Origin of the sequence: Ekhidna sp., assembly GCF_040220215.1 — a bacterium.
Taxonomy (GTDB): domain Bacteria; phylum Bacteroidota; class Bacteroidia; order Cytophagales; family Cyclobacteriaceae; genus Ekhidna.
Genome location: NZ_JAVJTR010000025.1, coordinates 275,447 through 297,318 on the forward strand (window position 1 = coordinate 275,447; position 21,872 = coordinate 297,318).

General features: G+C 41.0%; 20 protein-coding genes. 7 read left to right on the forward strand and 13 right to left on the reverse strand.

The window, feature by feature from the left end:
• Positions 1-150 precede the first annotated feature (150 nt).
• The 7 genes from RIC88_RS17660 to mutY all read right to left on the reverse strand — a co-directional run bounded on the left by RIC88_RS17660 (position 151) and on the right by mutY (position 6,804).
• Entirely contained in the window at positions 151-1,056 is a 906-nt protein-coding gene (locus tag RIC88_RS17660; protein WP_350218892.1) for a M57 family metalloprotease, read from the reverse strand.
• Positions 1,057-1,229: 173 nt separating this feature from the next.
• Positions 1,230-2,108: a M57 family metalloprotease gene (locus RIC88_RS17665; RefSeq protein ID WP_350218893.1), complete on the reverse strand. Its 879-nt coding sequence runs from the start codon at positions 2,106-2,108 to the stop codon at positions 1,230-1,232.
• 228 nt (positions 2,109-2,336) lie between these two features.
• On the reverse strand, positions 2,337-3,176 hold the full coding sequence (locus RIC88_RS17670) for a M57 family metalloprotease (RefSeq protein ID WP_350218894.1): 840 nt from the start codon (positions 3,174-3,176) through the stop codon (positions 2,337-2,339).
• Positions 3,177-3,323: 147 nt separating this feature from the next.
• Complete coding sequence (gldD, locus tag RIC88_RS17675; RefSeq protein ID WP_350218895.1) at positions 3,324-3,890, reverse strand: gliding motility lipoprotein GldD; 567 nt, start codon at positions 3,888-3,890, stop codon at positions 3,324-3,326.
• 18 nt (positions 3,891-3,908) lie between these two features.
• Positions 3,909-5,225, reverse strand: coding sequence for a gliding motility-associated protein GldE (gldE, locus tag RIC88_RS17680; protein WP_350219165.1), 1,317 nt, complete (start codon positions 5,223-5,225; stop codon positions 3,909-3,911).
• Between the two features lie 61 nt (positions 5,226-5,286).
• Positions 5,287-5,733 (reverse strand): single-stranded DNA-binding protein, encoded by a 447-nt coding sequence (locus RIC88_RS17685; protein ID WP_350218896.1) that lies wholly within the window; start codon positions 5,731-5,733, stop codon positions 5,287-5,289.
• A 12-nt stretch (positions 5,734-5,745) separates the two neighbouring features.
• Positions 5,746-6,804, reverse strand: a complete 1,059-nt coding sequence (mutY, locus tag RIC88_RS17690; protein ID WP_350219166.1) for an A/G-specific adenine glycosylase — start codon at positions 6,802-6,804, stop codon at positions 5,746-5,748.
• A gap of 90 nt (positions 6,805-6,894) precedes the next feature.
• On the opposite strand from mutY, the gene RIC88_RS17695 reads away from it, so the two are divergent.
• The 7 genes from RIC88_RS17695 to lipA all read left to right on the forward strand — a co-directional run bounded on the left by RIC88_RS17695 (position 6,895) and on the right by lipA (position 13,050).
• Positions 6,895-7,185 (forward strand): HU family DNA-binding protein, encoded by a 291-nt coding sequence (locus RIC88_RS17695; protein WP_350218897.1) that lies wholly within the window; start codon positions 6,895-6,897, stop codon positions 7,183-7,185.
• Positions 7,182-7,967: a tetratricopeptide repeat protein gene (locus tag RIC88_RS17700; protein WP_350218898.1), complete on the forward strand. Its 786-nt coding sequence runs from the start codon at positions 7,182-7,184 to the stop codon at positions 7,965-7,967. Before RIC88_RS17695 ends, RIC88_RS17700 begins: the two co-directional genes overlap by 4 nt.
• A 144-nt stretch (positions 7,968-8,111) precedes the next feature.
• The gene (locus tag RIC88_RS17705; RefSeq protein ID WP_350218899.1) at positions 8,112-9,662 is read left to right on the forward strand and encodes an Rne/Rng family ribonuclease; all 1,551 of its coding nucleotides are present in this window, start codon (positions 8,112-8,114) and stop codon (positions 9,660-9,662) included.
• 71 nt (positions 9,663-9,733) lie between these two features.
• A complete protein-coding gene (locus RIC88_RS17710) occupies positions 9,734-10,951 on the forward strand; it encodes a hypothetical protein (RefSeq protein ID WP_350218900.1) in 1,218 nt (405 codons plus the stop codon).
• Between the two features lie 21 nt (positions 10,952-10,972).
• The gene (gene ytxJ, locus RIC88_RS17715) at positions 10,973-11,350 is read left to right on the forward strand and encodes a bacillithiol system redox-active protein YtxJ (RefSeq protein ID WP_350218901.1); all 378 of its coding nucleotides are present in this window, start codon (positions 10,973-10,975) and stop codon (positions 11,348-11,350) included.
• A 35-nt stretch (positions 11,351-11,385) separates the two neighbouring features.
• Positions 11,386-12,111 (forward strand): hypothetical protein, encoded by a 726-nt coding sequence (locus RIC88_RS17720; protein ID WP_350218902.1) that lies wholly within the window; start codon positions 11,386-11,388, stop codon positions 12,109-12,111.
• 57 nt (positions 12,112-12,168) lie between these two features.
• Positions 12,169-13,050, forward strand: a complete 882-nt coding sequence (gene lipA / locus RIC88_RS17725; RefSeq protein WP_350218903.1) for a lipoyl synthase — start codon at positions 12,169-12,171, stop codon at positions 13,048-13,050.
• Here lipA and RIC88_RS17730 read toward each other — a convergent pair.
• The 6 genes from RIC88_RS17730 to bshC form a co-directional block, all read right to left on the reverse strand.
• Positions 13,047-16,040, reverse strand: coding sequence for an ATP-binding cassette domain-containing protein (locus tag RIC88_RS17730; RefSeq protein ID WP_350218904.1), 2,994 nt, complete (start codon positions 16,038-16,040; stop codon positions 13,047-13,049). The two genes, lipA and RIC88_RS17730, sit on opposite strands and share 4 nt — an antisense overlap.
• Positions 16,041-16,157: 117 nt before the next feature.
• The gene (locus RIC88_RS17735) at positions 16,158-17,060 is read right to left on the reverse strand and encodes a hypothetical protein (RefSeq protein WP_350218905.1); all 903 of its coding nucleotides are present in this window, start codon (positions 17,058-17,060) and stop codon (positions 16,158-16,160) included.
• 35 nt (positions 17,061-17,095) lie between these two features.
• On the reverse strand, positions 17,096-17,971 hold the full coding sequence (locus tag RIC88_RS17740; protein WP_350218906.1) for a bestrophin family protein: 876 nt from the start codon (positions 17,969-17,971) through the stop codon (positions 17,096-17,098).
• A gap of 38 nt (positions 17,972-18,009) precedes the next feature.
• Entirely contained in the window at positions 18,010-19,158 is a 1,149-nt protein-coding gene (locus tag RIC88_RS17745; RefSeq protein ID WP_350218907.1) for a glycoside hydrolase family 3 protein, read from the reverse strand.
• A 2-nt stretch (positions 19,159-19,160) separates the two neighbouring features.
• The gene (locus RIC88_RS17750; RefSeq protein WP_350218908.1) at positions 19,161-20,246 is read right to left on the reverse strand and encodes an alanine racemase; all 1,086 of its coding nucleotides are present in this window, start codon (positions 20,244-20,246) and stop codon (positions 19,161-19,163) included.
• Positions 20,247-20,309: 63 nt separating this feature from the next.
• Positions 20,310-21,866 carry a bacillithiol biosynthesis cysteine-adding enzyme BshC gene (gene bshC, locus RIC88_RS17755; RefSeq protein ID WP_350218909.1) on the reverse strand — a complete coding sequence of 519 codons (1,557 nt, stop codon included), beginning with the start codon at positions 21,864-21,866 and terminating at the stop codon, positions 20,310-20,312.
• Positions 21,867-21,872: the final 6 nt, after the last annotated feature.

Sequence of the window (21,872 nt, forward strand, 5' to 3'; positions counted from 1 at the left end):
AACTCCCTTTGGTTCACCTATTCATCTTCTCATAATAAAAGGTGATGGTTAATCACCTCGCAATATAATATTTTGTTTTAAAAAAGGAAACACAAAAAAAAGGGGACTAACCAGCCCCCTTTTCCAAACACCCTTTTTGGTTAATGTATTTTAGTATAGGTAATCTAGTGCGGTCTTATCATCATTGTTGAACGGACGATCCCCACCATCGGTACAGGCAAGCATCCATGACTTTTTAGATAATGAAGCACCAGTTGGAGTTCCCGGGATATGGTTTGCGCCTATGGAGCCGGCACCTTCATCCCCTCCGCTTCCACAAGAAATACTTCGGTCAAAGTAGTCGGTGTGACGGAAACCAATGCAATGTCCCATTTCATGCGCCATGATGGTGGCGATACCATTTACTGACAAGCCATAATTGGATTCAAGGACACCACTCATTTTTATTTGACCATATGGATCGCAATTATTTGGGAATCCTGCTGAACCAAGTACGCCACGATTTTCATCACGCTTACTTAGCCTGGAAAAAACGATATCAGCTCCAGAAGAAGTGGATCTTTGGAATGTTAATGAAAGATTTTCAGCGTTAAATCGCGCAATAGCTTCATCTACGGCCTGTCCATAAGTAGATGAAAACGATGCAGAAGAGGATGTTTTATTAGGACCTTTTCCTGGGGGCGGACCTCCTCCGTTTCCACCACCATTTCCACCCCCGCCATCGGAGGTGCCTTCATCTAAATACACGGTGATAACGCGACCACCATTAGCACAAACTAACTCATTCGTGCTGTACTGCTCAACAGTAGCCAAAGATTTGGCCGGACTCATGTTGATTAAATCCTGATCTGTTAAATAGATATCTCCTTCAACAAGGTACCCATCTTCGAATTTGGTTGGAGCGAAGTTGGTCACATCAAATCCAAGTGCTGCAATTTGAGCTGTGACCTCATCAGATACAGAAAAATCATCTGTTAAAGGCTCCTGTTCTGAACAGGAGAATAATATGACACTGGCTATCAGACCCAGTGCCAACATGTTGTTCATTCTCTTCATATTATTAGGGTTTTGATTAATAGGGTGTTTATATCATTTTGCAATGTATAAAAAAGATAACACAACCCCAATTACCTGTTTTTAACCCAAAAACGATAGATTATTCTGAATTAGGCAAATAAAAAAGGAGGCTGTTCAGCCCCCTTTTTAAACACCCTTTTGGTTAAAGTATTTTAGTATAGGTAGTCTAGTGCTGTTTTATCGTCATTGTTGAATGGACGATTGCTACCATCAGTACAAGCGAGCATCCAGGATTTTGCTGAAGCAGAAGCTCCAGTTGGTGTACCTGGGATGTGGTTTGCACCTACTCCGGCAGTTCCTTCATTCGAAGTTCCACCTCCACAAGAGATGCTTCTGTCAAAAAAGTCTGTGTGACGGAAACCAACACAGTGACCCATTTCATGAGCGATGATAGTCGCGATACCATTTGTGCTAAGTCCATAAGAAGACTCAAGCACGCCACTCATTTTGATTTCACCGTAAGGATCTCCAGAAGCCGTAGGGAAACCTGCAGATCCAAGCACCCCTCTTCTTTCATCTCTTTTGTTTAGTCTGGTCATTACAATATCAGCACCTGATGACGATGTAACTCTTTGGAAAGAAATCGTTAGGTTTTCTGAGTTATAGCGAGCGATCGCTTCATCTAGTCCGGCAATCATTGCAGGGCTGTAGCCATCACTACCTCCACCACCTTTCTTACCTTTTCCGCCACCACCACCAGATCCTTCTTCAGGAGCATAGATGGTAATCACTCTTCCACCACCAGCGTTTACCAGGTTGTTGGTGCTATACTGCTCAACAGAAGCAAGTTTATTAGGCTGTCCCATTTCGGCAATGGTTTGATCTGTTAAATAAATGTCACCTTCTACCAGGTATCCATTTTCAAACTTGCTAGGGACGAAATTGTCCACATCAAATCCAAGCGCAGCAATCTTTGCTACAACTTCACTAGGTACAGACAAATCATCTGCGATTGGCTGTTCTTCAGAACATGAAAATAGGGTGAAACTTGCGATTAGAGCAAGTGACAAAATGTTATTAATTCTCCTCATAATATTTAGGTTTTGTAAAGGGTGCATTTTTAGCAACGTGGCAATAATAGGCTAATTTTCATTAGCAGAACAACCAATTTCTAATATTCAGAAATATGTATGGAATAAATTGATATTACTTTCTCAAAACAAATTTTAATTTGCCTTTATCGATTTGACCAAATTTCATGAAAACAAAAAAAGGAGCAAATGTGCTCCTTTTTCATACCCCCGGGTTAATGTTTAATTTTAGTATAAATAATTCAAAGCGGTTTGATCATCGTTGTTGAATGGACGATCGCCACCATCTGTACAAGCCAGCATCCATGATTTCGCAGAAGCGGTAGCTCCTGTTGGGGTTCCCGGGATGTGGTTTGCTCCAACACCAGCCGTTCCTTCATTCGATGCGCTTCCACCACAAGAAATGCTTCTGTTAAAGTAATCTGTATGACGGAAGCCAACACAATGCCCCATTTCATGGGCGATAATAGTAGCAATCCCAGCGGTACTTAATCCATAGGAAGACTCCAGGATACCACTCATTTTAATTTGACCATAAGGATCACCAGAAGAAGTTGGGAATCCTGCTGATCCGAGCACGCCTCTTCGCTCATCTCTTTTGCTTAGTCGTGTCATTACGATATCAGCACCAGAAGAAGAAGTCTGTCGTTGAAATGAAATAGTAAGATTTTGAGCATTGTAACGAGCAATCGCCAGATCAAGACCGGCAATCATACCTGCACTGTATCCGTTATTTCCTCCTACAGGAGCATACATGGTTATTACTCTTCCTCCTCCAGCATTCACCAAATTATTTGTGCTGTATTGCTCAACAACAGCCAACCTATTGGGTTGGCCCATTTCAGCAATACTTTGATCTGTAAGGTAAATATCACCTTCAACCAGGTAGCCATTTTCAAATTTTGTAGGAACAAAATTGTCCACATCAAAACCTAAAGCAGCTATTTGAGCCACCACTTCGGATGGTACGGAAAGGTCTTCCACCTCCAGATCTGAGTTATCAGAACATGAAACAAATGTGAAGCTTGCCAGGACGGCAAGACTAAGCACATAATTAATTCTCCTCATAATATTAAATTTTGTGTTTAGGGGTATTTAAATAATCGAGTAAACTAGATATTAAAATCTGATATTACAAGATTTTGCAAAAACTAAATGAACAAAATTATCTTCTATGAAGGAATCAAAAAGAATGTAATAATTGGAGGGCTGATTTCAACGCCACTCAAGGGTGGTCAGCAAGTGAATAATATCACTTTTTAAGTAGGTAATGACCGGGGCAAGTGAGTCGTTTTTTGTAGCAGTCCTGAAATAGAGTGCACCCCTCAAAAAGTGCTCTGAACTGTCTTTATCGGTTACATGAAATTGAGCCTGAGTGGGTACTTCTCCCTCGAGCTCTGTGAAAGAGGCATAAAGTCCGTTGGGTAGTTCAAGAATACTTTCTTCAATAGCGTAAGCTTTTACGTTATGCTGAGAGGTGAGCTTGTATGAATCGCTTAGATATTCTCGCACAATCGAGTCTGTTACTGGCTTGTAGGTGATTTGAATAGTTGCACCCATTTTCGGATAGAAAAGGTTGATCCAGTACCGCTCGGTAATCCAGCTAGAATCCCGCAAAAGCTTTGCATGTTTCGAATACTCAAATTGATAAGGAAAAGAATCAGGAAGTGGTTGATAAGAGGATTGTGGAAGGTCTATTCTATTATACCCTTTTGGCTTAGGAAGGTAGTCGGTACCACAAGCCACAAACATTAATGCAAAAAGTATCAGGAAGTATTTCATAAGCTCGCAAAGCTGAGGCTAATCTTCAAACCCTGCAACGTTCGTTTTGTCTGAGTTAATATAAACCCGAAGGCGCTTTATCCTCCTTTGATCTACAGCCACCACAGTGAAAACAAAATGTGAAACACGAATCTTTTCCCCTGCACTCGGGAGCTTTGTGTTTATCTCAAGAAGCAATCCGCCGAGAGATTCACTCTCTCCTTTTACTGAATCGAAAAGGGTGATGTCCGAGTTGGTGATTTTGCAGAAATCATTTAGGGAAGTCTTTCCTTCAAAAATAAATGTCTGATTGTCCAGTTTATTGTAGGCTACATCACTGTCATCATCAAATTCGTCATTGATTTCACCAACAATTTCTTCAATGACATCTTCCATGGTTATCAGTCCGGAAGTTCCTCCATATTCATCGATAACCACGGCTATATGCACTTGCTTTTCCTGGAAGTCTCTAAAGAGGTCGTCAATCTTTTTGCTCTCCGGAACGAAGAATGCCGGTCTTAATAGATTCTGCCATGAAAAGTCTTCTTCTTCACCTATGTGCGGAAGTAAGTCTTTTATATACAAGATGCCGTCGACCTTATCAATGGTCTCAGTGAAAATGGGGATTCTTGAATAACCGGTTTTATTGATTTGGTTCATCAGCTCATGAAAATCCGTTTCCCGGTCGATGGCTGTAATGTCCATTCTGGATTTCATCACCTGCTTCACTGATAGTGTTCCAAAATTTACAATCCCTTTCAGGATCCCCTTTTCCTCTTCGCTCACGGCTTCTTTTTCCACAGAAATCTCCAGTGCCTGATTTATTTCCTCCACAGAAAGGTTATATCCTTTTTTCTCCATTCTGCGCTCAATCAACCCCGTCACACTCATTAGAAACCACGATATTGGTTTGAAGAACCTGTATGAAAGCATCAGCAGGCCGGAAGTCAATTTTGCAAAGGCAGTTCCATTGTGATTGGCATATACTTTTGGAATAATTTCCCCAAAAAAGATGATTAATAATGTAATGATGGTTGTCAGTATGACAATGGTGAGACCCTGTTTTCCATCCTCTCCAACAATCTGCCAGGTAGCAAATGTTGAAATTGTCACAATGAAAATATTGATAAGGTTGTTGAGAATAAGAATGGTGGCCAGTAAGCGCTTTGGATGGTGAAGAAGATGACTTATCCTTTTCTCATATATATCAATGGAAGCATTAAACTCTTTGATTTGATTATGAGAAAAAGAAAAGAATGCTACCTCAGAGCCAGAAACCAACCCGGACAAACCCAACAGTACCAAAATCACTACCCCATTGATCAGGAAGAATGAAATAGGCATTTCTGCCATCATACTCAATAAAACCGTGGGGAATGGATCGTCTAAAGATGTTTCCAAGAATGCTTATTTAATTTTAAAATGGGAGGTCATCCGACACATCACCGGAAGAATCCTGTGATGGCGCTGACTCCTGCTGCATTGGTTGGCTCTGCTGGCTGTAATCTCCTCCTTGCTGAGAAGATCCGCCTCCGCTACCGCCAAGCATGGTCATGTTGTCACCCACTACTTCAGTGGTATATCTGGTCACTCCGTCCTTTTCCCATGATCGGGTACGCAGTTTACCTTCAATGTAAATCATATCACCTTTCTTGACATACTTTTCGGCTACCTCGGCCAAGCCTCTCCATAGCACTACGTTGTGCCATTCGGTTTGTTCCCTTTTTTCACCTGTCTGGCGATCCTTATAGGTTTCAGAAGTAGCCATAGAAAAGTTGGCTACCGTTGCTCCGTTTTCAAGATGACGAACTTCAGGATCTTTACCCAGACGACCGACTAAGATTACTTTGTTTACTCCAGACATATTTCTTAATGATTATTCAATACCTATTCGTTGTAGGTAATTTACGATTAGTTTAGGTTTCGGCAAATTTAGCACTTCCTCAACGGAATATGCTTTTAATGAGCTTTTTTGAGAAATAATATCCTTGTCTTCATCCGTAAGTGCTATCTGATAAAATCGGGCATTTATTTTTTGATGACTCAAAATGTGAATAAAGGTTTCGGAGACTTCCTCAATTATTGGTTTACGAAAAGCAAAGGTTTTTGTGATAGATTCCAATACATATTCCTCATCTCCATTTCCTTCAATTAGGTAAAAATCAAACAGGCCACTCCAGACATCTTTTGTGGTTCGCTCATTCATGAAGTAATTACCAGCATTTTTAAAAACCACGTAAAGAAGCTGACGATCTCTCACTTTTGTTTTGCCTGTTTTAACTGGAAGGCTCATTTGCCTGTTTTTTGAAAAGGCATAACAACCTGTTTGAAATGCGCAACTATCACATTGAGGTTTGGGGGCGCAAATGGTTGCCCCAAATTCCATCATTGCCTGATTGAAACTCCCCGGATGTTTTTGGGAGATCTCCTTTTCCAGTTTTTTTTCAAAAATTTTTCGGGTACTGGATTTCGAAATGTCATCTTTTATCCCAAAATATCTGGACGAAAAACGGAACACGTTTCCATCCACAACTGGAGTAGGTTCATCAAAACAAATCGAGGCTATTGCAGCAGCAGTGTAAGGACCCACACCTTTGAGTTTTATAATCTCATTATATGTAGAGGGGAACTTCCCGTCCAGTTTCTCCGCTACGTGCTTGGCAGTTAAATGGAGATTGCGAGCTCTAGAATAATATCCTAGTCCTTGCCACAGTCGAAGCACTTTTTCTTCCGGAGCATTGGCAAGATGCCTGACGGAAGGAAAGGTTTCCATGAATTGCTCCCAATACGGCAGCCCCTGATCTACACGCGTCTGCTGCAGGATGATCTCCGAAAGCCAAACCGGATAAGGGTCTTTTGTTTTTCGCCAGGGAAGATCACGCTTTCTCTCTGTATACCAATTAATTAGCCTTTCGGCAAATGTTTTCCCTTCGATGACTTAATAATTTAGAAATCCTTTTTTTATGTGAAGGTGCAAATTTAATTTTGGCCTCCCAATTTTAACCCACCTATAAACCAGACAGTTGTGACAAAAGCGGATGTGATAAACGAGATATCTGATAAAACAGGAATTGACAAAGCAGATGTACAGGCTTCTGTGGAAGCTTTCTTTACTGTTGTGAAAAACAACATGGCCAATGGAGAGAATGTGTATGTGAGAGGATTTGGCAGCTTTGTGAATAAGAAGCGTGCAAAGAAGATTGCCCGAAATATCTCAAAGAATACAGCCATTGTCATAGATGAGCATTTCATTCCTTCGTTCAAGCCATCCAAAATTTTTGTGGAGAAAATCAAAAACTCACCAAAAATCAAGTGACAAAAACGCAACTCTTTTTAGTCTTAGGAGCTGCCGTATTGGTGGTTATCCTATTTCAACTACCTCGTAGTGTAGTGGAAAATGAGCAGTTGCAGGAGGTAACACAAACGGAGAGTCACTCCATGGAAATTCCTCAAGAAGTTGAAACTCAGATCAATGAGCTAAGAAGATTAGTAGAAGACGAAGAAAATATTGATAAAAAAGCTAACTTTGCGCACTCTTTGGCGAGACGTTACCTTGATTATGGGGTAGTGGACAGTGCAGCAAGGGTTGCGGAGGACATTGACGGATGGACAAATGAGCCATCTGAACTGGTCGCTGATATTTATTTTACAGCTTATGAAAGGTCCTCAGGACCAGAGCAAGCAAAAAAATATGCTGCTGAAGCCAGAGCGGTTTTGCAGGAGTTGTTGGATAAAGATCCGACAAATCATTTTTTGAAAAACAGACTGGCTATGACGCTGGTGGTATCGGAGAATCCCATGGCGGGAATCGGGATGTTAAGAGAAATCTTAGCCCAGGATGAAACCAACAGACAAGCCATATTAAACCTTGGGCTTTTGGCAATCCAAAGCGGACAGTTTGAAAGAGCCAGGGAGCGTTTTGAAAATTTGGTGTCAATGGACGCTGGGGATTACGAAGCAAAGCTTTACCTCGCAGTTTCATTGATGGAAATAAATCAACAATCGCAGGCACGCCTGCTTTTGGAGGAAATTTTAGCCACACAGGATTCCATTCCGGCCATTAAGATGATGGCCAGTGATTATCTGAGTGGGCTTTAAAACATTTTAAAAACTTTAAAAAATAGAAATTATGCCTTGCGGTAAGAAAAGAAAGAGACATAAGATCTCCACTCACAAGAGAAAAAAGAGACTTAGAAAAAACAGACATAAGAAGAAGTAATAGGCACCCATTAAACAATCGCTATGAGTAATGAACTAATCATTAACTCAACTCGCGAGGGAAGTCGTATTGCTTTACTTAAGGATAAAAGGCTGGTAGAATTTCACCAGGACGGAGGAGGTCAAACCTTCAACGTTGGTGACATTTATCTTGGATCGGTTAAAAAGGTTGTTCAGGGATTGAACGCTGCTTTCATTGATTTAGGATACGAAAAAGATGCCTTTTTACACTACTTGGATTTAGGACCACAGGTCCAATCACTTAATAAGTTTACCAAGCTTACACTGGCTAAGAAACTAAACAGCACAAGGCTGGCAGGTTTCAAAACAGAGCCGGATATAAATAAGCTTGGAAAAATGAGCCAGGTCCTTACCAAAGGGCAAAAGATTCTGGTGCAGGTAGTAAAGGAACCTATTTCTACAAAAGGTCCACGACTTTCATGCGAGTTGTCATTGGCAGGTAGATACCTGGTAATGGTGCCGTTTTCAAATACGGTAAACGTATCAAAAAAAATAACTGACGCAAACGAACGCAAGCGTCTTCAAAGGCTAATCAGCTCCATCAAGCCGGAAGGGTTTGGTGTGATTATCCGTACTGTTGCAACGGGAAAGGATGTAAAAGAGCTTGACACTGATCTCCGCAATCTTGTAGAAAGATGGGACCAGGGGATGAAGATGCTTCCAAAAGCAAAAGTTCGGGATAAGATTATCGGTGAGATGAACCGAGCCAACTCGATCCTTCGTGATGTGCTGAACGAAAGTTTTGATAGCATCCAGGTCGATGATAAAGATCTCTATCAGGAGATCAAAACATTCGTAAAGAATATCGCCCCAGATAAGGAGAAAATCCTTCGTCACTATACAGGCAAGGTAAAAATCTTTGAAGCAACAGGGGTTGAAAAGCAGATGAAGACCTCATTTGGTCAATCTGTAAGTATGCTCAATGGAGGATATATCATTATTGAGCATACAGAGGCACTTCATGTGATTGATGTCAACAGTGGAAACAAATCCAACAAAGAAGACAATCAGGAGGACACGGCACTTAAGGTTAATCTTGATGCTGCGGAAGAAATTGCCCGGCAACTTAGGCTTAGGGACATGGGGGGAATCATTGTGATCGATTTCATCGATATGCGAAGGATAGAGAATAAGAAAAAACTCTATGCCAAGATGAAAGATGCCATGAAGGATGACCGTTCAAAGCACACAATCCTTCCTCTTTCAAAGTTTGGGCTTATGGAAATAACCCGTCAGCGGGTGAGACCGGAACTTTCCATTGCTACTAAGGAGGTTTGTCCTACCTGTAGCGGAACCGGGAAAATTTCAGCATCCATTCAGGTAGCGGATCAGGTGGAAAATACCATCAAGTACTTCTTCGAGTCTCAAAACGAAAAGAAGATCACGGTGGCACTGCACCCTTATTTGTATACCTACTTTACTGCAGGTGTTTTTTCTCGTCGCGTTAAATGGTTTTTCAAATACTTTCGTTGGGTTAACATGGAGGAGGATAGCTCGAAAGCTCTCACCGAATTTGAGGTGCTCAACGCTCAGGGAGAACCAATTCAAATCTAGGAGACGAATCGAATCGACCGAATCGTTGAGATTATCACCTAAATTGTGAACCTTTGGGTGAGACAGAGTGAATGAAACGGTTTCTGATCATAACATTATTAATTGGCGCGGCGGTTTATACCGCCGACGCTCAATTACTAGAGGATTCAGATAGAAGGCTGAAGACAAAAAAGGTAGAACGAAAAGGATTCCTTTTTTTCCGAAGCAAAAAGAAACCGGGCAGAAGTGATGGTATTCCTGCAGGAGATGGCAGGACCAGCCCACGATATTCAACTGCTTCTTCACCGTTTAAATTATCTCATTCCACCTCTCCAAGGTATTCACCAGCCCGTGATAGGCAAAAGCGATATTCATCAAGGCCTAGATACTCGAGTGGAAGGGTGGCTAGTTTTAAGCCGAGAAAAACATCACCCAGATATTCCGGAGGAAGCCCATTCAGAGGTAGGGACTATAAGGTAACACCCCGGTATTCTTATGGAAATCCATTTAGGGGCAGTAAATATAAATCTTCACCAAGGTACTCGCCATCGAATCCGTTTAGGGGAAAAGACTATAGAGTATCTATCAGATACTCTCAAGGAAGTCCATTTAGAGGCCGAGATTATAAGGTAACACCACGCTATTCTCCTTCTAATCCCTTCAGGGGAAAAGATTATAAAGTCAATATTCGATATTCACAGGGGTCGCCTTTCAGGGGACGAGATTACCAAGTCACTCCAAGATATTCGCAAGGAATGCCGTTTAGAGGAAGGCATTATAAAGTAGCACCTAGATACACGCAAGGAATGCCTTTTAGGGGTAGGGATTATAAGGTCACCCCAAGGTATTCAGTTGGAAATCCATTCAGAGGCCAGCGATATAATGTGAACCCGCGCTACTCGGAAGGAATGCCATTCCGTGGCAGGGATTACAAAGTAAACCCAAGATATTCGGCAGGTTCACCTTTCAGAGGGATTGACTTTAAAGTGAAGCCAAGATATACGGGTACCAAAATCAGATTTTTTGCAAATTCGAAAGAGTGGGGAGAAGCCAAATACTTCCAGGAGTCTTCTTTATGGGAAGGAGATATGAAAGTGAAGCATCGAAAAATTGGTGACCAGCACCCAAGCAGCAACTATCATATTGCGATAAAATTCAGTAATCCCAAAGTCAGAAAAATGTTTAGGAAATGGAATATCTTCTGGACACGAATGAACGGGAACAAGCAGAACTCAGATGGGGTTAATGAACCAGTGAAAGAGCCGAAGTTTGATAAGAAGGAGCGTGTAATCTGGAATAATCAGCCTTAGGCTCGAAAATTATATAAATAGATGCTATCAAAACTATTTTCAAAGCCCGAAAAGGTTTCTGTACCATGGAAGCACATAAGCGATATCTCTCAGCTGGATGAGATTGATAAACGCTCGGTAGAGAAACCTGTGGTACTATTCAAACATAGTACGCGATGTTCAATTAGTGCCATGTCCCTTTCAAGATTTGAAAGGTCATATGAAGAGGAGTCAGTGTTTGATTCCTATTTTTTGGATTTAATCGCCTACAGGGAAATCTCAAATGCGATTGCCGAAAGATATGGGGTGCGACATGAGTCCCCACAAACAATCCTCATTAAAAATGGAAAGGCGGTATTTGATGCCTCTCACATGGGCATTAGCTATTCAGATCTGAACAGTCAGGCACAAAAATTTTAGGGACTTGCGCATTATTTTTGTTATATAAAGCAATCATGAAAAAGGCAATCATTTCTTTTATATTCGTTTTCCCACTTTTATTAAGTGCACAGCTTTTTGAAGGTGAGGAGTTTGAATATTCATCGGAATGGATTTGGGGTATAAACAAAAACACCAACGGGGGATTGATTGGCGGACTAATGCTTCGTCACAGCAGGAAAAAGGCGGATGATGTCTATCACACATTTGGCCTTGAGTTGTCCAATGTCAAACATCCGAGTGAGGCCAGATACATTGGGCTTAGTGGTGCGGGTTTTATTTATGGCAAATCCAATTACCTGTATGCTATTCGAACCAATTATGGTTTGGAAAAGTTGATGTTTAGAAAGGCCAATCAGCAGGGGGTTCAAATCAGTTTTGCTGTAGCAGGTGGGCCTACTTTTGGCTTGGTTACACCATACTATTACTTGAGTGCCGATCAAACCTATAAAGTTTATGGCCCAGTTAACGACTCTAACCCACCTTCTTATCCATCCCCCGAAAGTTTTGCAGGACCAGGAAAACTATTTCAGGGACTTGGTGAGGCCGATTTTGAACTGGGTTTTCATACGAAAGGATCAATTTTTTTTGAGTTTGGAACCTACAGAAGCAATGTTGCTGGAGTGGAAGTAGGCGTAATGGCAGAAGCTTTTACGAAAGAAATTGAGCTTGTTCCCTCACAACCGAACAAATCTGTTTTTACTTCTGTTTTCTTCACACTGTTCTGGGGAACCCGAAAATAAGAAGGAATCTCCCCCGGAGCTGATTAGATTTGCACTTTTACATCTGAATAGTAGCGCATGATTGATTTACCAGTAGTAGAAAAGCCGGAAAGAAAGAAAAAGCCTGATTGGTTACGAGTGAAGCTGCCTGTTGGTGAGAACTACGCGAAAGTGAGAAGACTCGTGGACCATCATAAACTTCACACCATCTGTGAGAGTGGAAATTGCCCTAACATGGGTGAGTGCTGGGGGGAAGGAACTGCTACATTTATGATTTTGGGCAATGTCTGCACCCGTAGCTGTACTTTTTGCGCCGTGGCAACAGGAAGGCCTCCGGAATATGATGAAGAGGAACCTAAGCGAGTAGCCGAAGCTATTAAATTGATGGGCGTAAAGCATGCGGTGCTCACCTCTGTCAATCGTGATGAATTGAAAGATCGGGGGGCTGAAATTTGGTACCAGACGGTAATGGAAACAAAGAAAGCATCTCCTGAAACTACCATTGAAACATTAATCCCGGATGTAAAAGGAAACTGGGATGCACTTTACCGAATGATAGAGGCAGGGCAGGAAGTCGTTTCTCACAATATGGAAACGGTAGAAAGCCTGTACCGAAGAGTTCGTCCGCAAGCCAAGTATAATAGAAGCCTGGAGCAAATCAAACTTACCTATGAGGCCGGTAAAAGAACCAAATCAGGCATCATGCTTGGACTAGGCGAGACAGACGAGGAGGTTTATAAGGCGATGGATGATTTGGTGGCACATGGACTTCATATTTTGACCCTGGGTCAATATCTGCAACCCACAAAAAGACACATTGAGGTTGCCGAGTTTGTGCATCCTGATAAGTTCGATCACTTCAAGGAAGAAGGATTGAAGCGAGGACTCAAATACGTAGAGTCCGGACCTTTGGTAAGATCATCCTACCATGCAGAGCGACATGTCAATGTGCCTATTTAAACCCTTCCGCTCCGAATAACTTTTCTTAACCAATCGTAATACACTGCGATAAACAGCACAATGGTCATTAACCAAATAATGATGACATTGAAAATTTTTGTGTCGATGTAATTACCGGCAAAGTATTTTTCAGGATAATAGAAGTTGGTTCTAAAATCTAACGGACCATCCGGGTGCTCATTTTTGGCATAGATCGGATATATTTTTTGCACCAGTTCATTGTCGGAAGCCACAATCCTTTTTTCGGTCTGAATGTTTTTCACCATCAATCCGATACGCTCATTTTCAAAGGCATCCCGCCGAGCCAAATATTCTTCTTCCAGCGCAGGGGTCTTTGTCTTTTCTGCTATTAGCGCATCCAGATCGTCTTTTGCTTTTTTCCTTCGGGCATTATAAACAGATCGAATGGCCTCCAGAAAATCTGCCGTTTCCTGGTAGACTTCTTTTGTGAGTCCATCAGATGTGAGCTGATCGACGACCGTTAGTTTGTCCTGTCCAAAAATTTTAAGCTGTTTTTGAATTTCGTTTCGCAACAATCTCAGATGCTTGTCTCTCCCACTAAATTCTTTGTTTTCATAGCAGTAGTCCAGATGTTCCTGAAGGTACTTAGCATAGTAAACGGACTTGAAAGTATTATCAGCTACTTCCCGGTCTAGCGGATATATATCCTCATTGGATGGATTATCCCGAAACTGCGTGACGGCCAGTGCCTCAAATGCCCATCGAGATGCCATTATTTCCCCTATCAAAGGAACTTTTTCCTGGTTGGAGAACGAAGTGTTGAGTTTATCAAAGTTCACTACTACGCCACTTAGGATTAATTGAGGAATGATCAATAGCGGGATCAATATGTATACTGTAATAACCGAGTTGAATCCGGCTGAAATATTTAATCCCAGAATATTTGCGAAACATGAAATGGAAAAAAGAATGATCCAGTACCACAACGTCATTCCTTGAATTTCTAAAATCAGAGATCCAACGATGACAAAAAGAAGAGTTTGAAGCGCAGACAAACTGAATAAAATAAGTGTCTTCGATGAGAGGTAACTTAGTTTGCTCAAGTGCAGAAACGCTTCCCTCTTTAATATTTTCCGGTCTTTGATGATTTCTTCTGCACTGACTGTAAGACCCATAAAGAGTGCTACTATTATACTCATAAAGAAAAAAACCGGAATATTTTCATTGTGATAGAATGTGTAAGAAGCACCAGCAGGCGAATATTTAGTAATCAATGCCAATAAAATAGCAAGAGCAGGGGCCTCTAATATATTGATTAGCACATATTGACGATTGCTGATTTTCGACAGCAGATCACGCTGTAAGAATATTTTAGCTTGTTTTAGTTTATTAGGTAGGTCAAGAGATTTTTCCGGTTTTTCCTCAACCTCCTCAACTTCCTCAACTTCTATGTTTTTGACAAATTGTTCGTGCCACTGCTGTGGGGAATATTTACGTTTTTTGGTAAATCGCCCATACTCATCCACCACCTTCATTTCGATGATGTTGAAGATTTGTTCAGGATTCACATTTCCACATTCAATGCATGAGCTTTGATCTTTATCGATCATTTCCACGATGTTCTTGAAGTAAGTCACTGCCTTGACAGGGTTGCCATAATAAATCTGATGACCGCCTGTATCCAGAATAAGGAGTTTATCGAACATTTTGAAAATTTCCGAAGAAGGCTGGTGGATAACCACAAATATCATCTTACCACGAAGGGAGAGTTCTTTTAGCAGATCCATGATGTTTTCAGAGTCTCTTGAAGATAAACCACTGGTTGGTTCATCTACGAACAGAACAGATGGCTCCCGTAACAACTCAAGCCCAATATTTACACGTTTTCGCTGACCACCGCTAATGGTTTTTTGCAGTGGGCTTCCTACTTTCAACCCTCTGGCTTCAGTGAGTCCCAAAGAGTCCAGAGTTTTATTTACCAATTGGTGTAAGACTTCTTTCTCAGTCTTATCAAAGCAAAGCTTGGCTGCATAGTATAGGTTCTCAAAAACGGTAAGATCCTCAATGAGTAAATCATCTTGTGGGACATTGCCAATAATACCTTCAACTTCTTTCGGACTTTGATAAATGTCAATACCATTGATACGAACAGAGCCTTTGTTTGGCTTAGATGTTCCATTGAGGACGTTAAACAAAGTGGACTTTCCAGCACCACTGCCCCCCATGATGGCTACAAGCCTTCCGGTTTCCTCTGCGATATTGATGTCTACCAGACCAATATTACCATTCTTGAACTTGTAGGTAATATTTTCTGCAACAAAGGACACATTCGTTTCGGTGACATCATCTCTAAAAATCCCAACTATATCGCTGTAATAAAGTCGCTCTGTATGTTTTCCCTTGATTGAGCTGCCGGTAGATAAAACCTTGATCTTATTCGGAGATAACATCAAGCTATTGAGGCTCAAAATATCGGCTCCATAGTACTTAAAAAAGCAGGTATCGATTTTTGGAAGCTTGAAGAAAGCTATATGACCTTTGAGGTTTTCGAGATGAATTTGGCGGCTTCTTTCAGGTTCATCAATTCCTGAAACCACTACAGTGTAGGTTTTTGGATAATTATTCGGGTCTCTGTTGATTACAAAATGAGTAATTGCATCTACTTCGTCTTGTTCAAAGTTTAAATGTTTGCCAATTAAATTAAGGAGTTCAGTTTCTCTTTCGGTAATAATGCCGTCTGCAATGATCAATTCCATCAACCGAACCATTACAACCAGCTTTTGCCGTTGGGTTAGCTCGTAGTTGATGTTTTTCGTGATTTCCTCAATTTGCCGATAATCATCCTTTGAGGTATCAACTTCATTAACATATTCATCGAGAATTTTCAGATAGTGCTTAGTGTCGTCTCTAGTGACATTCTCATACAAGAAATCTCGTACGGTATCTTTTTCACTTTCATCAACAACTCCCTCTTCTTTTGCAACAATTACTAATAGGCGAATAATTGCTTTCAGTAGTTCTTCACTCATGTAGTGGTGTGGTTAGATTAGTTTGGTATGCTAAAGTTAGCGTATAAGTAGGAACCTTTAGAAATAAAAAAGCCGTCATTGCTATTGGCAGTGACGGCTTTATTTTGGTTTGAAAGTCTATTCTATAATAGAACCTCTTATTCTGTTCACTTCGGCAGAAAGGTTGTCAAGTGTGCTGGGCTTTAAAACAAATCCTCCGGTATTTTCAGAAATTTGCTTTTCTACCTCTGCTAATTCACCGTCATAAATGGCTTTCACCTTTTCAAGTTCTGCGATCATGTTTTTAATATCGTCAGTTGCAGGCACATCATTCATCACTTGAAGTAGGTCAGCCAGAGATGTTTTTTGATCCATTACAATTTTTACCAATGGTTCCAGGATCAAGGTTCTGGATTCTTCAGGAAGATCATCAGGATAGTTGTTTACTATACTGGTGGAGATATAAACACCCTCTATCCAGCTACCTGCCAGCAATAATGCAGCGCTATTCAACTCCTCTAATTCACCCAATCGCTCACCGGATTTTTGCATAACTTCATTGATGATTACTGCCAAGGAATCTTTGTTTTCCATATTGGCTTCAAATCGTGAAATCATGCCATAATCAATGGCTTCCGCAACGCCTACAGGAGCAGCCAGCTTTTGGCATTCACCCATGTAGTCTAGTGCTAACTCAGACTTTCCGTATGATGCCAGGTACCCGATATCTGTAGCATAGACACCAAGGTTAAGCGCAGCTTTCGCTTCATTTGATTGATAAGACTCCATTTTGTCAAGGCCATTGATGATGTTTTGATCAAAATCTGCACCAGCATTCATAAGCATATATGGAACCTCTGATGGAGGTGGCAAGTCACTCAATACTTTTGAAACATCGGCAGCTACTTGTTCTTTGGCAGCTTCAAATTCAGATGAAGCATCTGATGAGGACTCCTCTTTGCTGCTTCCTCCACCACAAGATGAAACAAGCACGGCGGTTGCAAGTGCAAGAGAGGATAGTTTAAGTTGATTGAATTTCATAATATCAGGTTTTTATAGCGATTTAGATTACCAAGTTAGTTATTGTTGAAAATTTCTATGATGTTCTTTTTGATTTTTACACAAAGCTCATCAAGAGGAAGGTCATTAATGTCCTTACCGAAGGGATCCTCAATTTCTTCGGATATAAGCTCCACACTCATCAAAAAATAGAAGGCCACCACTACCAGTATAATAGACCAGTACCCAAACTCACCAATGAATGTCATTGGGAGAGTGATACAGTAGATGAACAAAAATTTCTTTATGAACATACTGTATGAATAAGGAATAGGTGTCGACTTGATCCTTTCGCATGCGCCAATAATATCAGTGAACCCTTTAATCTCTTTATCCACTATGAAGAGCTTGTCGGCACTTAACACTCCCGATTTGTTCAGCTGAACTACCCGTTCCATAAGAATCTTATTGATGATATTGGGCCGATGGTTACTGTTGATGATACGATCCTTGCATTTTTCATCATAGAAATCCATCTCACCCACTAGAATGCTATTCCGAAGATGATGCTTCATCGCGAAGGTGATATTTGGAATCATCTTTTTGAAAAAGAGCCGGTCCTCCTTTGCGTCCTCCGGTAAAAAAGTGGTGATTTTAATAGCTAGTTGACGTGTATCGTTTACCAGCTGTCCCCAAAGTTTTCTTCCTTCCCACCATCGGTCATAGGCTGTATTGGTTCTAAGGACAAGGAACAAACCAAGGATAACCCCTAAAATGGAGTGAAAAGCCTTTGTGTCAATGATGACGACTTGCATCACATCGATGAAAAGAAAGCACAGCACAGATGTAAGTACTCCGGCGAATAGTATTAGTGGGAATAACGCCCGGATGACATACCTGCTGTAGACATCAAAGATGAGCGAAAACCACGATTTAGGGTTGTATTGGATCATGGAATGGTGAAGATAGTAAAACAGTTTTTATTCTATGCTTAGTTATAAGCTCTGAGCTTATTTTTCAATGAACGGTAATAATTCTCATCACAGAGTCCGGCTTCTACTTTTAGTTTCATGACTCGTTTATAGGACTCGTAAATACGTTCTCGAGTCACAATTCCTTCAAAAAGAAGATCTTTTATAATGGCATGTACAGTATTGGCAGTCACCATATTATAATCTTTTACATTATTGGCAAACATGAGCATATCTACTCCCGCCTCGATAGACAGGCGGATTGCTTCACGCAACCCATACTCATTGTTGATGGCGCCCATTTGCATATCATCAGAGATGATAACCCCCTCAAAGCCCAGAAAATCACGGAGCATGCCGGTAACAATCCGTTTTGAAAGTGTTGCCGGGTTTTTGGAACTGTCTAGTGATTTATTGACGATGTGGGCGGTCATAACAGCTTTTACCACACCACTATCTATTAGAGCAGAGTAGGGATACATCTCTTCTATCTGCCAGGTTTCTGTGACGTCAGTTAACCCAAGGTGGGTATCACTCCTACTGCTTCCATGTCCCGGAAAGTGTTTCAAAACCGGAACAACACCTCTTTTATTGTGCTGATCAATGACATGATATGCTTGTTCGATCACTTCTTTATAATCTTCTGAATAGCTTCTCTCGATTTTTCCTATTACCGGATTTCTGGGATTTAGGTTAACATCCACCACTGGCGCATAATTCATATTGATGCCAAAGCTGCTAAGGATGGATGCGGTTTGATTGGCATAATATTTTGTGGAATCCAGATTGTTCATGTCTCCCAGGTACTGTGCAGAAACATTCTTTGGAAAACCATACCTTGTTTTCAATCGGGTCACCCGGCCTCCTTCTTCGTCGATGCTGATGAAAAGAGGAATGGGGGAGTTTTTTTGTAGGGTTTCTACCAAAAGTGCAAGCTCTGGTTTAGGGCTCTCAAAGAGGATATTTTTTTCATAAAGCACTACTCCACCAACTTTACCGGTTTTCACCTCATCAAATATTAGCTCATCACCGTCTACCAGGTTGAAGTCACCGATTCCGATCATGATCATCTGACCAATCATCATATCAATGGTATCTTTCGGAGGATCGGTTCTTGAAAAACCGGAAAGGGCGAGCACGATAAAAAGCAGCGAAAGGAATTTTTGCATTTTTAATTTTTGGTCATCTTTTCAATTTTGTCTCCGGAAGTCGAGAGATAATGTCCTTGTAAATCAGCAGTGAGACACGAATGTACAGGAAGAATCCCAATCAAGTGACCTACTTTTACACGAGCGATTTCATCTGAGGATAGCTTGATGATTCCATGTTCCTGAGATAAACGAACTACGTTCCCACGAATTTCACTGCTCCACCCATCTTTTTGAAGCGATACCATCTTTCCAAAGCACTTCAGATCCTTACCCATGATGTCTTTTTCCTGAACCATTTCTTTCGATAAATGAACTCCGCCCCCGTAAACCACTATTTCATTTCGCTCTTTATGTATTGCAACTACTGGACATGCTAGGCATACTGCAATTTCGTCTACAGCACATGATCCAATTTGATGTTGCATCCAGTCGTAAAAGACAAAATTTCCCGGGCGCATTTCGTCGCAAAACGAAAAGTCATCAATGAGGCTACAAGTGGGTGTGTCTCCATAAGAAATGATACCACCAAACTTATTTTTCAATTCGCTCAGTGTTTTAACTGACCCATCAAAAATCCATTGGATTCCTTCCAAATCGCGACAGCCGTATGTATGACCGGCATGGGCCAAAAACCCTTTGAATTGAATTTGATCTGAAGAAATGTCAACCAGTGTTTTTATCAAAGCCCCATTTCTTGGATCAACTCCTGTACGATGTGTGCCGACATCTATTTTAATGAAGTAACCAATATTGGCAGCAATGTGTTTTTGAATGTGGGCTAGACTTTCTTCTGATTCGACAAGGATATTTAGGTTCACCTTTTCTGCGAGCTCATTGATTTCTGCTGACTCAAGCAGGTTGTATGGAAATGCAATGGTAATATCATCCCAGTCATGAGATGCAAAATACTGTGCCATCGAGACAGAGCTAACCGTGCACGTTTTAACGCCAAAATCTTTAAACCAACCTCCAATTTCTGCGGAAAAATGAGTTTTAAAATGTGGTCTTAATACGGCACGTGATTTTTTGGCTTTTTCAGCCATCTTCTCAATGTTCCTGATGACCTTTTCTTTATCTACAAGAAGTGTTGGGGTTTTGATATCCATAGCTGCTAAAAATTGGTACTTGTAAAATAAGAATCAAATACTGAAAAAGCTAAGCCTGAGGGGCTATTGAAATAACAAGTACATCCGATAATCAAAGGCATCAAATGCCTTTAGTAGCTTATTAACGAACTCAGGATCATGGAGGTAGAAATTAAGAAAATTGTCCTTTCGTTCTTGAAGACTTCCTCCGGGAAAAAGTACTTCTTTCACAGATTCTATTTGCTTTTTTCGATCTTCGTGTAGTCGCTTTTCAGCTCTCACCAGTTTCTTCTCCGCTTTTTCAATTCGTTTCGAAAATGAAGTGTGAAGTGCTTCAATATGTTGCTTTAATGTAGGGTCAACTTCTTCTGCTTTATTCTTTAGAGAGTTTTCCAGCTGTTTTAGTTTTTCCAGTTCTGAAGCATAGGATATCTCATGATTACAATTCGCTTTCACCCATTTTTCAAAAGCCTTTTCACTGCTTAGAAAAAGATCAGATTGTGAGAGACCGGATTTCCCCCACTTTCCAGAAACGACCCCTGGAACAACCAGGGCAAAATTTCTGGGCATCAATATAGGGAAGGCTGTTTTAAAGTGATCAAAAACACCTTTTAGTTGAAGCCAGTATACCGCCTCCGATGGACCGCCCACATAAGCCAGATTTGGAAGAATAGTCTCCTGATATAGTGGACGAAGAATGACATTGGGACTAAATCGCTCCGGATAATCATGAATCAGCTTTCTCATTCCATCATTACTAAAAGTGATATCCGTATCTGCAACCTGAAATCCAGCATCTGTTTTTTCAATGCGTTCACGAACACCTTTATCCAGGTAAAAGAAGTTGATTTGACGGGCATGAACCTGAGTTTTATATCCAAGCTTATTTAGCGAAGAGGAGGTCTTAGCAACCAAACCTTCAGAAGAGTGTTCAAAAAGATCATCCTCAATTACATGACTGAATAATGTTTTTAGTTTGGAATGATCTGCATCAACCACAACCAGCCCTCTATCACCAAATAAGTGATTGACATAAGCCCTGGCGGCATCTGCCAATGTCTTGTGTGAATATGCGTCTTTGAAAAACCCAGCTCCTTTTGGGAGTTTGTCTGCTATTTCCTTTAGTGCTGAAGGGTCAAAATGACCTACAGCACCTGTCTGATCAGTCTCCCACTCATATTTTTTTCCTTCAAAAAAGAAGTGATTGATCTCTTCAAAATCATGATCCTCACTTGCCATCCAGTAAACGGGCACAAAATTGCAATCCGGGTAAGCCTGATTTAAGGTTTTGCAGGCATTAACAACCGTTACGATTTTATAAATAAAATAAAGTGGACCTGTGAAAATATTGAGCTGATGACCGGTAGTGACCGTGAAAGATTTGGAGTCTACTAGCGATTCAATGTTAGCAGAAACTTCACTATTTATATGGAGCCCCCGATATTGTTCTTTAAGTACCTCTACCAAAACGCTCCGATTTTCATCTTTGAACTGCCGGTTTTCTATTACTTTCTTGAAATTCTGAACAGTTGGGAAAGCATTATAGAATGGAGTGAGCGCTTCCTTTTTGTTGATGTAGTCAATGAAAAAGGGCGAAAAACAATCAGTCTCGTCTAAAGGAATGGTTTCGGTTCGCACCATAGATAT

What these genes read in the sequence shown, in the direction of transcription:
- RIC88_RS17660 (WP_350218892.1), bottom strand. Translation starts at nt 1,056, where the DNA reads ATGAAGAGAATGAACAACATGTTGGCACTGGGTCTGATAGCCAGTGTC.
- RIC88_RS17665 (WP_350218893.1), bottom strand. Translation starts at nt 2,108, where the DNA reads ATGAGGAGAATTAATAACATTTTGTCACTTGCTCTAATCGCAAGTTTC.
- RIC88_RS17670 (WP_350218894.1), bottom strand. Translation starts at nt 3,176, where the DNA reads ATGAGGAGAATTAATTATGTGCTTAGTCTTGCCGTCCTGGCAAGCTTC.
- gldD (WP_350218895.1), bottom strand. Translation starts at nt 3,890, where the DNA reads ATGAAATACTTCCTGATACTTTTTGCATTAATGTTTGTGGCTTGTGGT.
- gldE (WP_350219165.1), bottom strand. Translation starts at nt 5,225, where the DNA reads ATGATGGCAGAAATGCCTATTTCATTCTTCCTGATCAATGGGGTAGTG.
- RIC88_RS17685 (WP_350218896.1), bottom strand. Translation starts at nt 5,733, where the DNA reads ATGTCTGGAGTAAACAAAGTAATCTTAGTCGGTCGTCTGGGTAAAGAT.
- RIC88_RS17705 (WP_350218899.1), top strand. Translation starts at nt 8,112, where the DNA reads ATGAGTAATGAACTAATCATTAACTCAACTCGCGAGGGAAGTCGTATT.
- RIC88_RS17710 (WP_350218900.1), top strand. Translation starts at nt 9,734, where the DNA reads ATGAAACGGTTTCTGATCATAACATTATTAATTGGCGCGGCGGTTTAT.
- ytxJ (WP_350218901.1), top strand. Translation starts at nt 10,973, where the DNA reads ATGCTATCAAAACTATTTTCAAAGCCCGAAAAGGTTTCTGTACCATGG.
- RIC88_RS17720 (WP_350218902.1), top strand. Translation starts at nt 11,386, where the DNA reads ATGAAAAAGGCAATCATTTCTTTTATATTCGTTTTCCCACTTTTATTA.
- lipA (WP_350218903.1), top strand. Translation starts at nt 12,169, where the DNA reads ATGATTGATTTACCAGTAGTAGAAAAGCCGGAAAGAAAGAAAAAGCCT.
- RIC88_RS17730 (WP_350218904.1), bottom strand. Translation starts at nt 16,040, where the DNA reads ATGAGTGAAGAACTACTGAAAGCAATTATTCGCCTATTAGTAATTGTT.
- RIC88_RS17735 (WP_350218905.1), bottom strand. Translation starts at nt 17,060, where the DNA reads ATGAAATTCAATCAACTTAAACTATCCTCTCTTGCACTTGCAACCGCC.
- RIC88_RS17740 (WP_350218906.1), bottom strand. Translation starts at nt 17,971, where the DNA reads ATGATCCAATACAACCCTAAATCGTGGTTTTCGCTCATCTTTGATGTC.
- RIC88_RS17745 (WP_350218907.1), bottom strand. Translation starts at nt 19,158, where the DNA reads ATGCAAAAATTCCTTTCGCTGCTTTTTATCGTGCTCGCCCTTTCCGGT.
- RIC88_RS17750 (WP_350218908.1), bottom strand. Translation starts at nt 20,246, where the DNA reads ATGGATATCAAAACCCCAACACTTCTTGTAGATAAAGAAAAGGTCATC.
- bshC (WP_350218909.1), bottom strand. Translation starts at nt 21,866, where the DNA reads ATGGTGCGAACCGAAACCATTCCTTTAGACGAGACTGATTGTTTTTCG.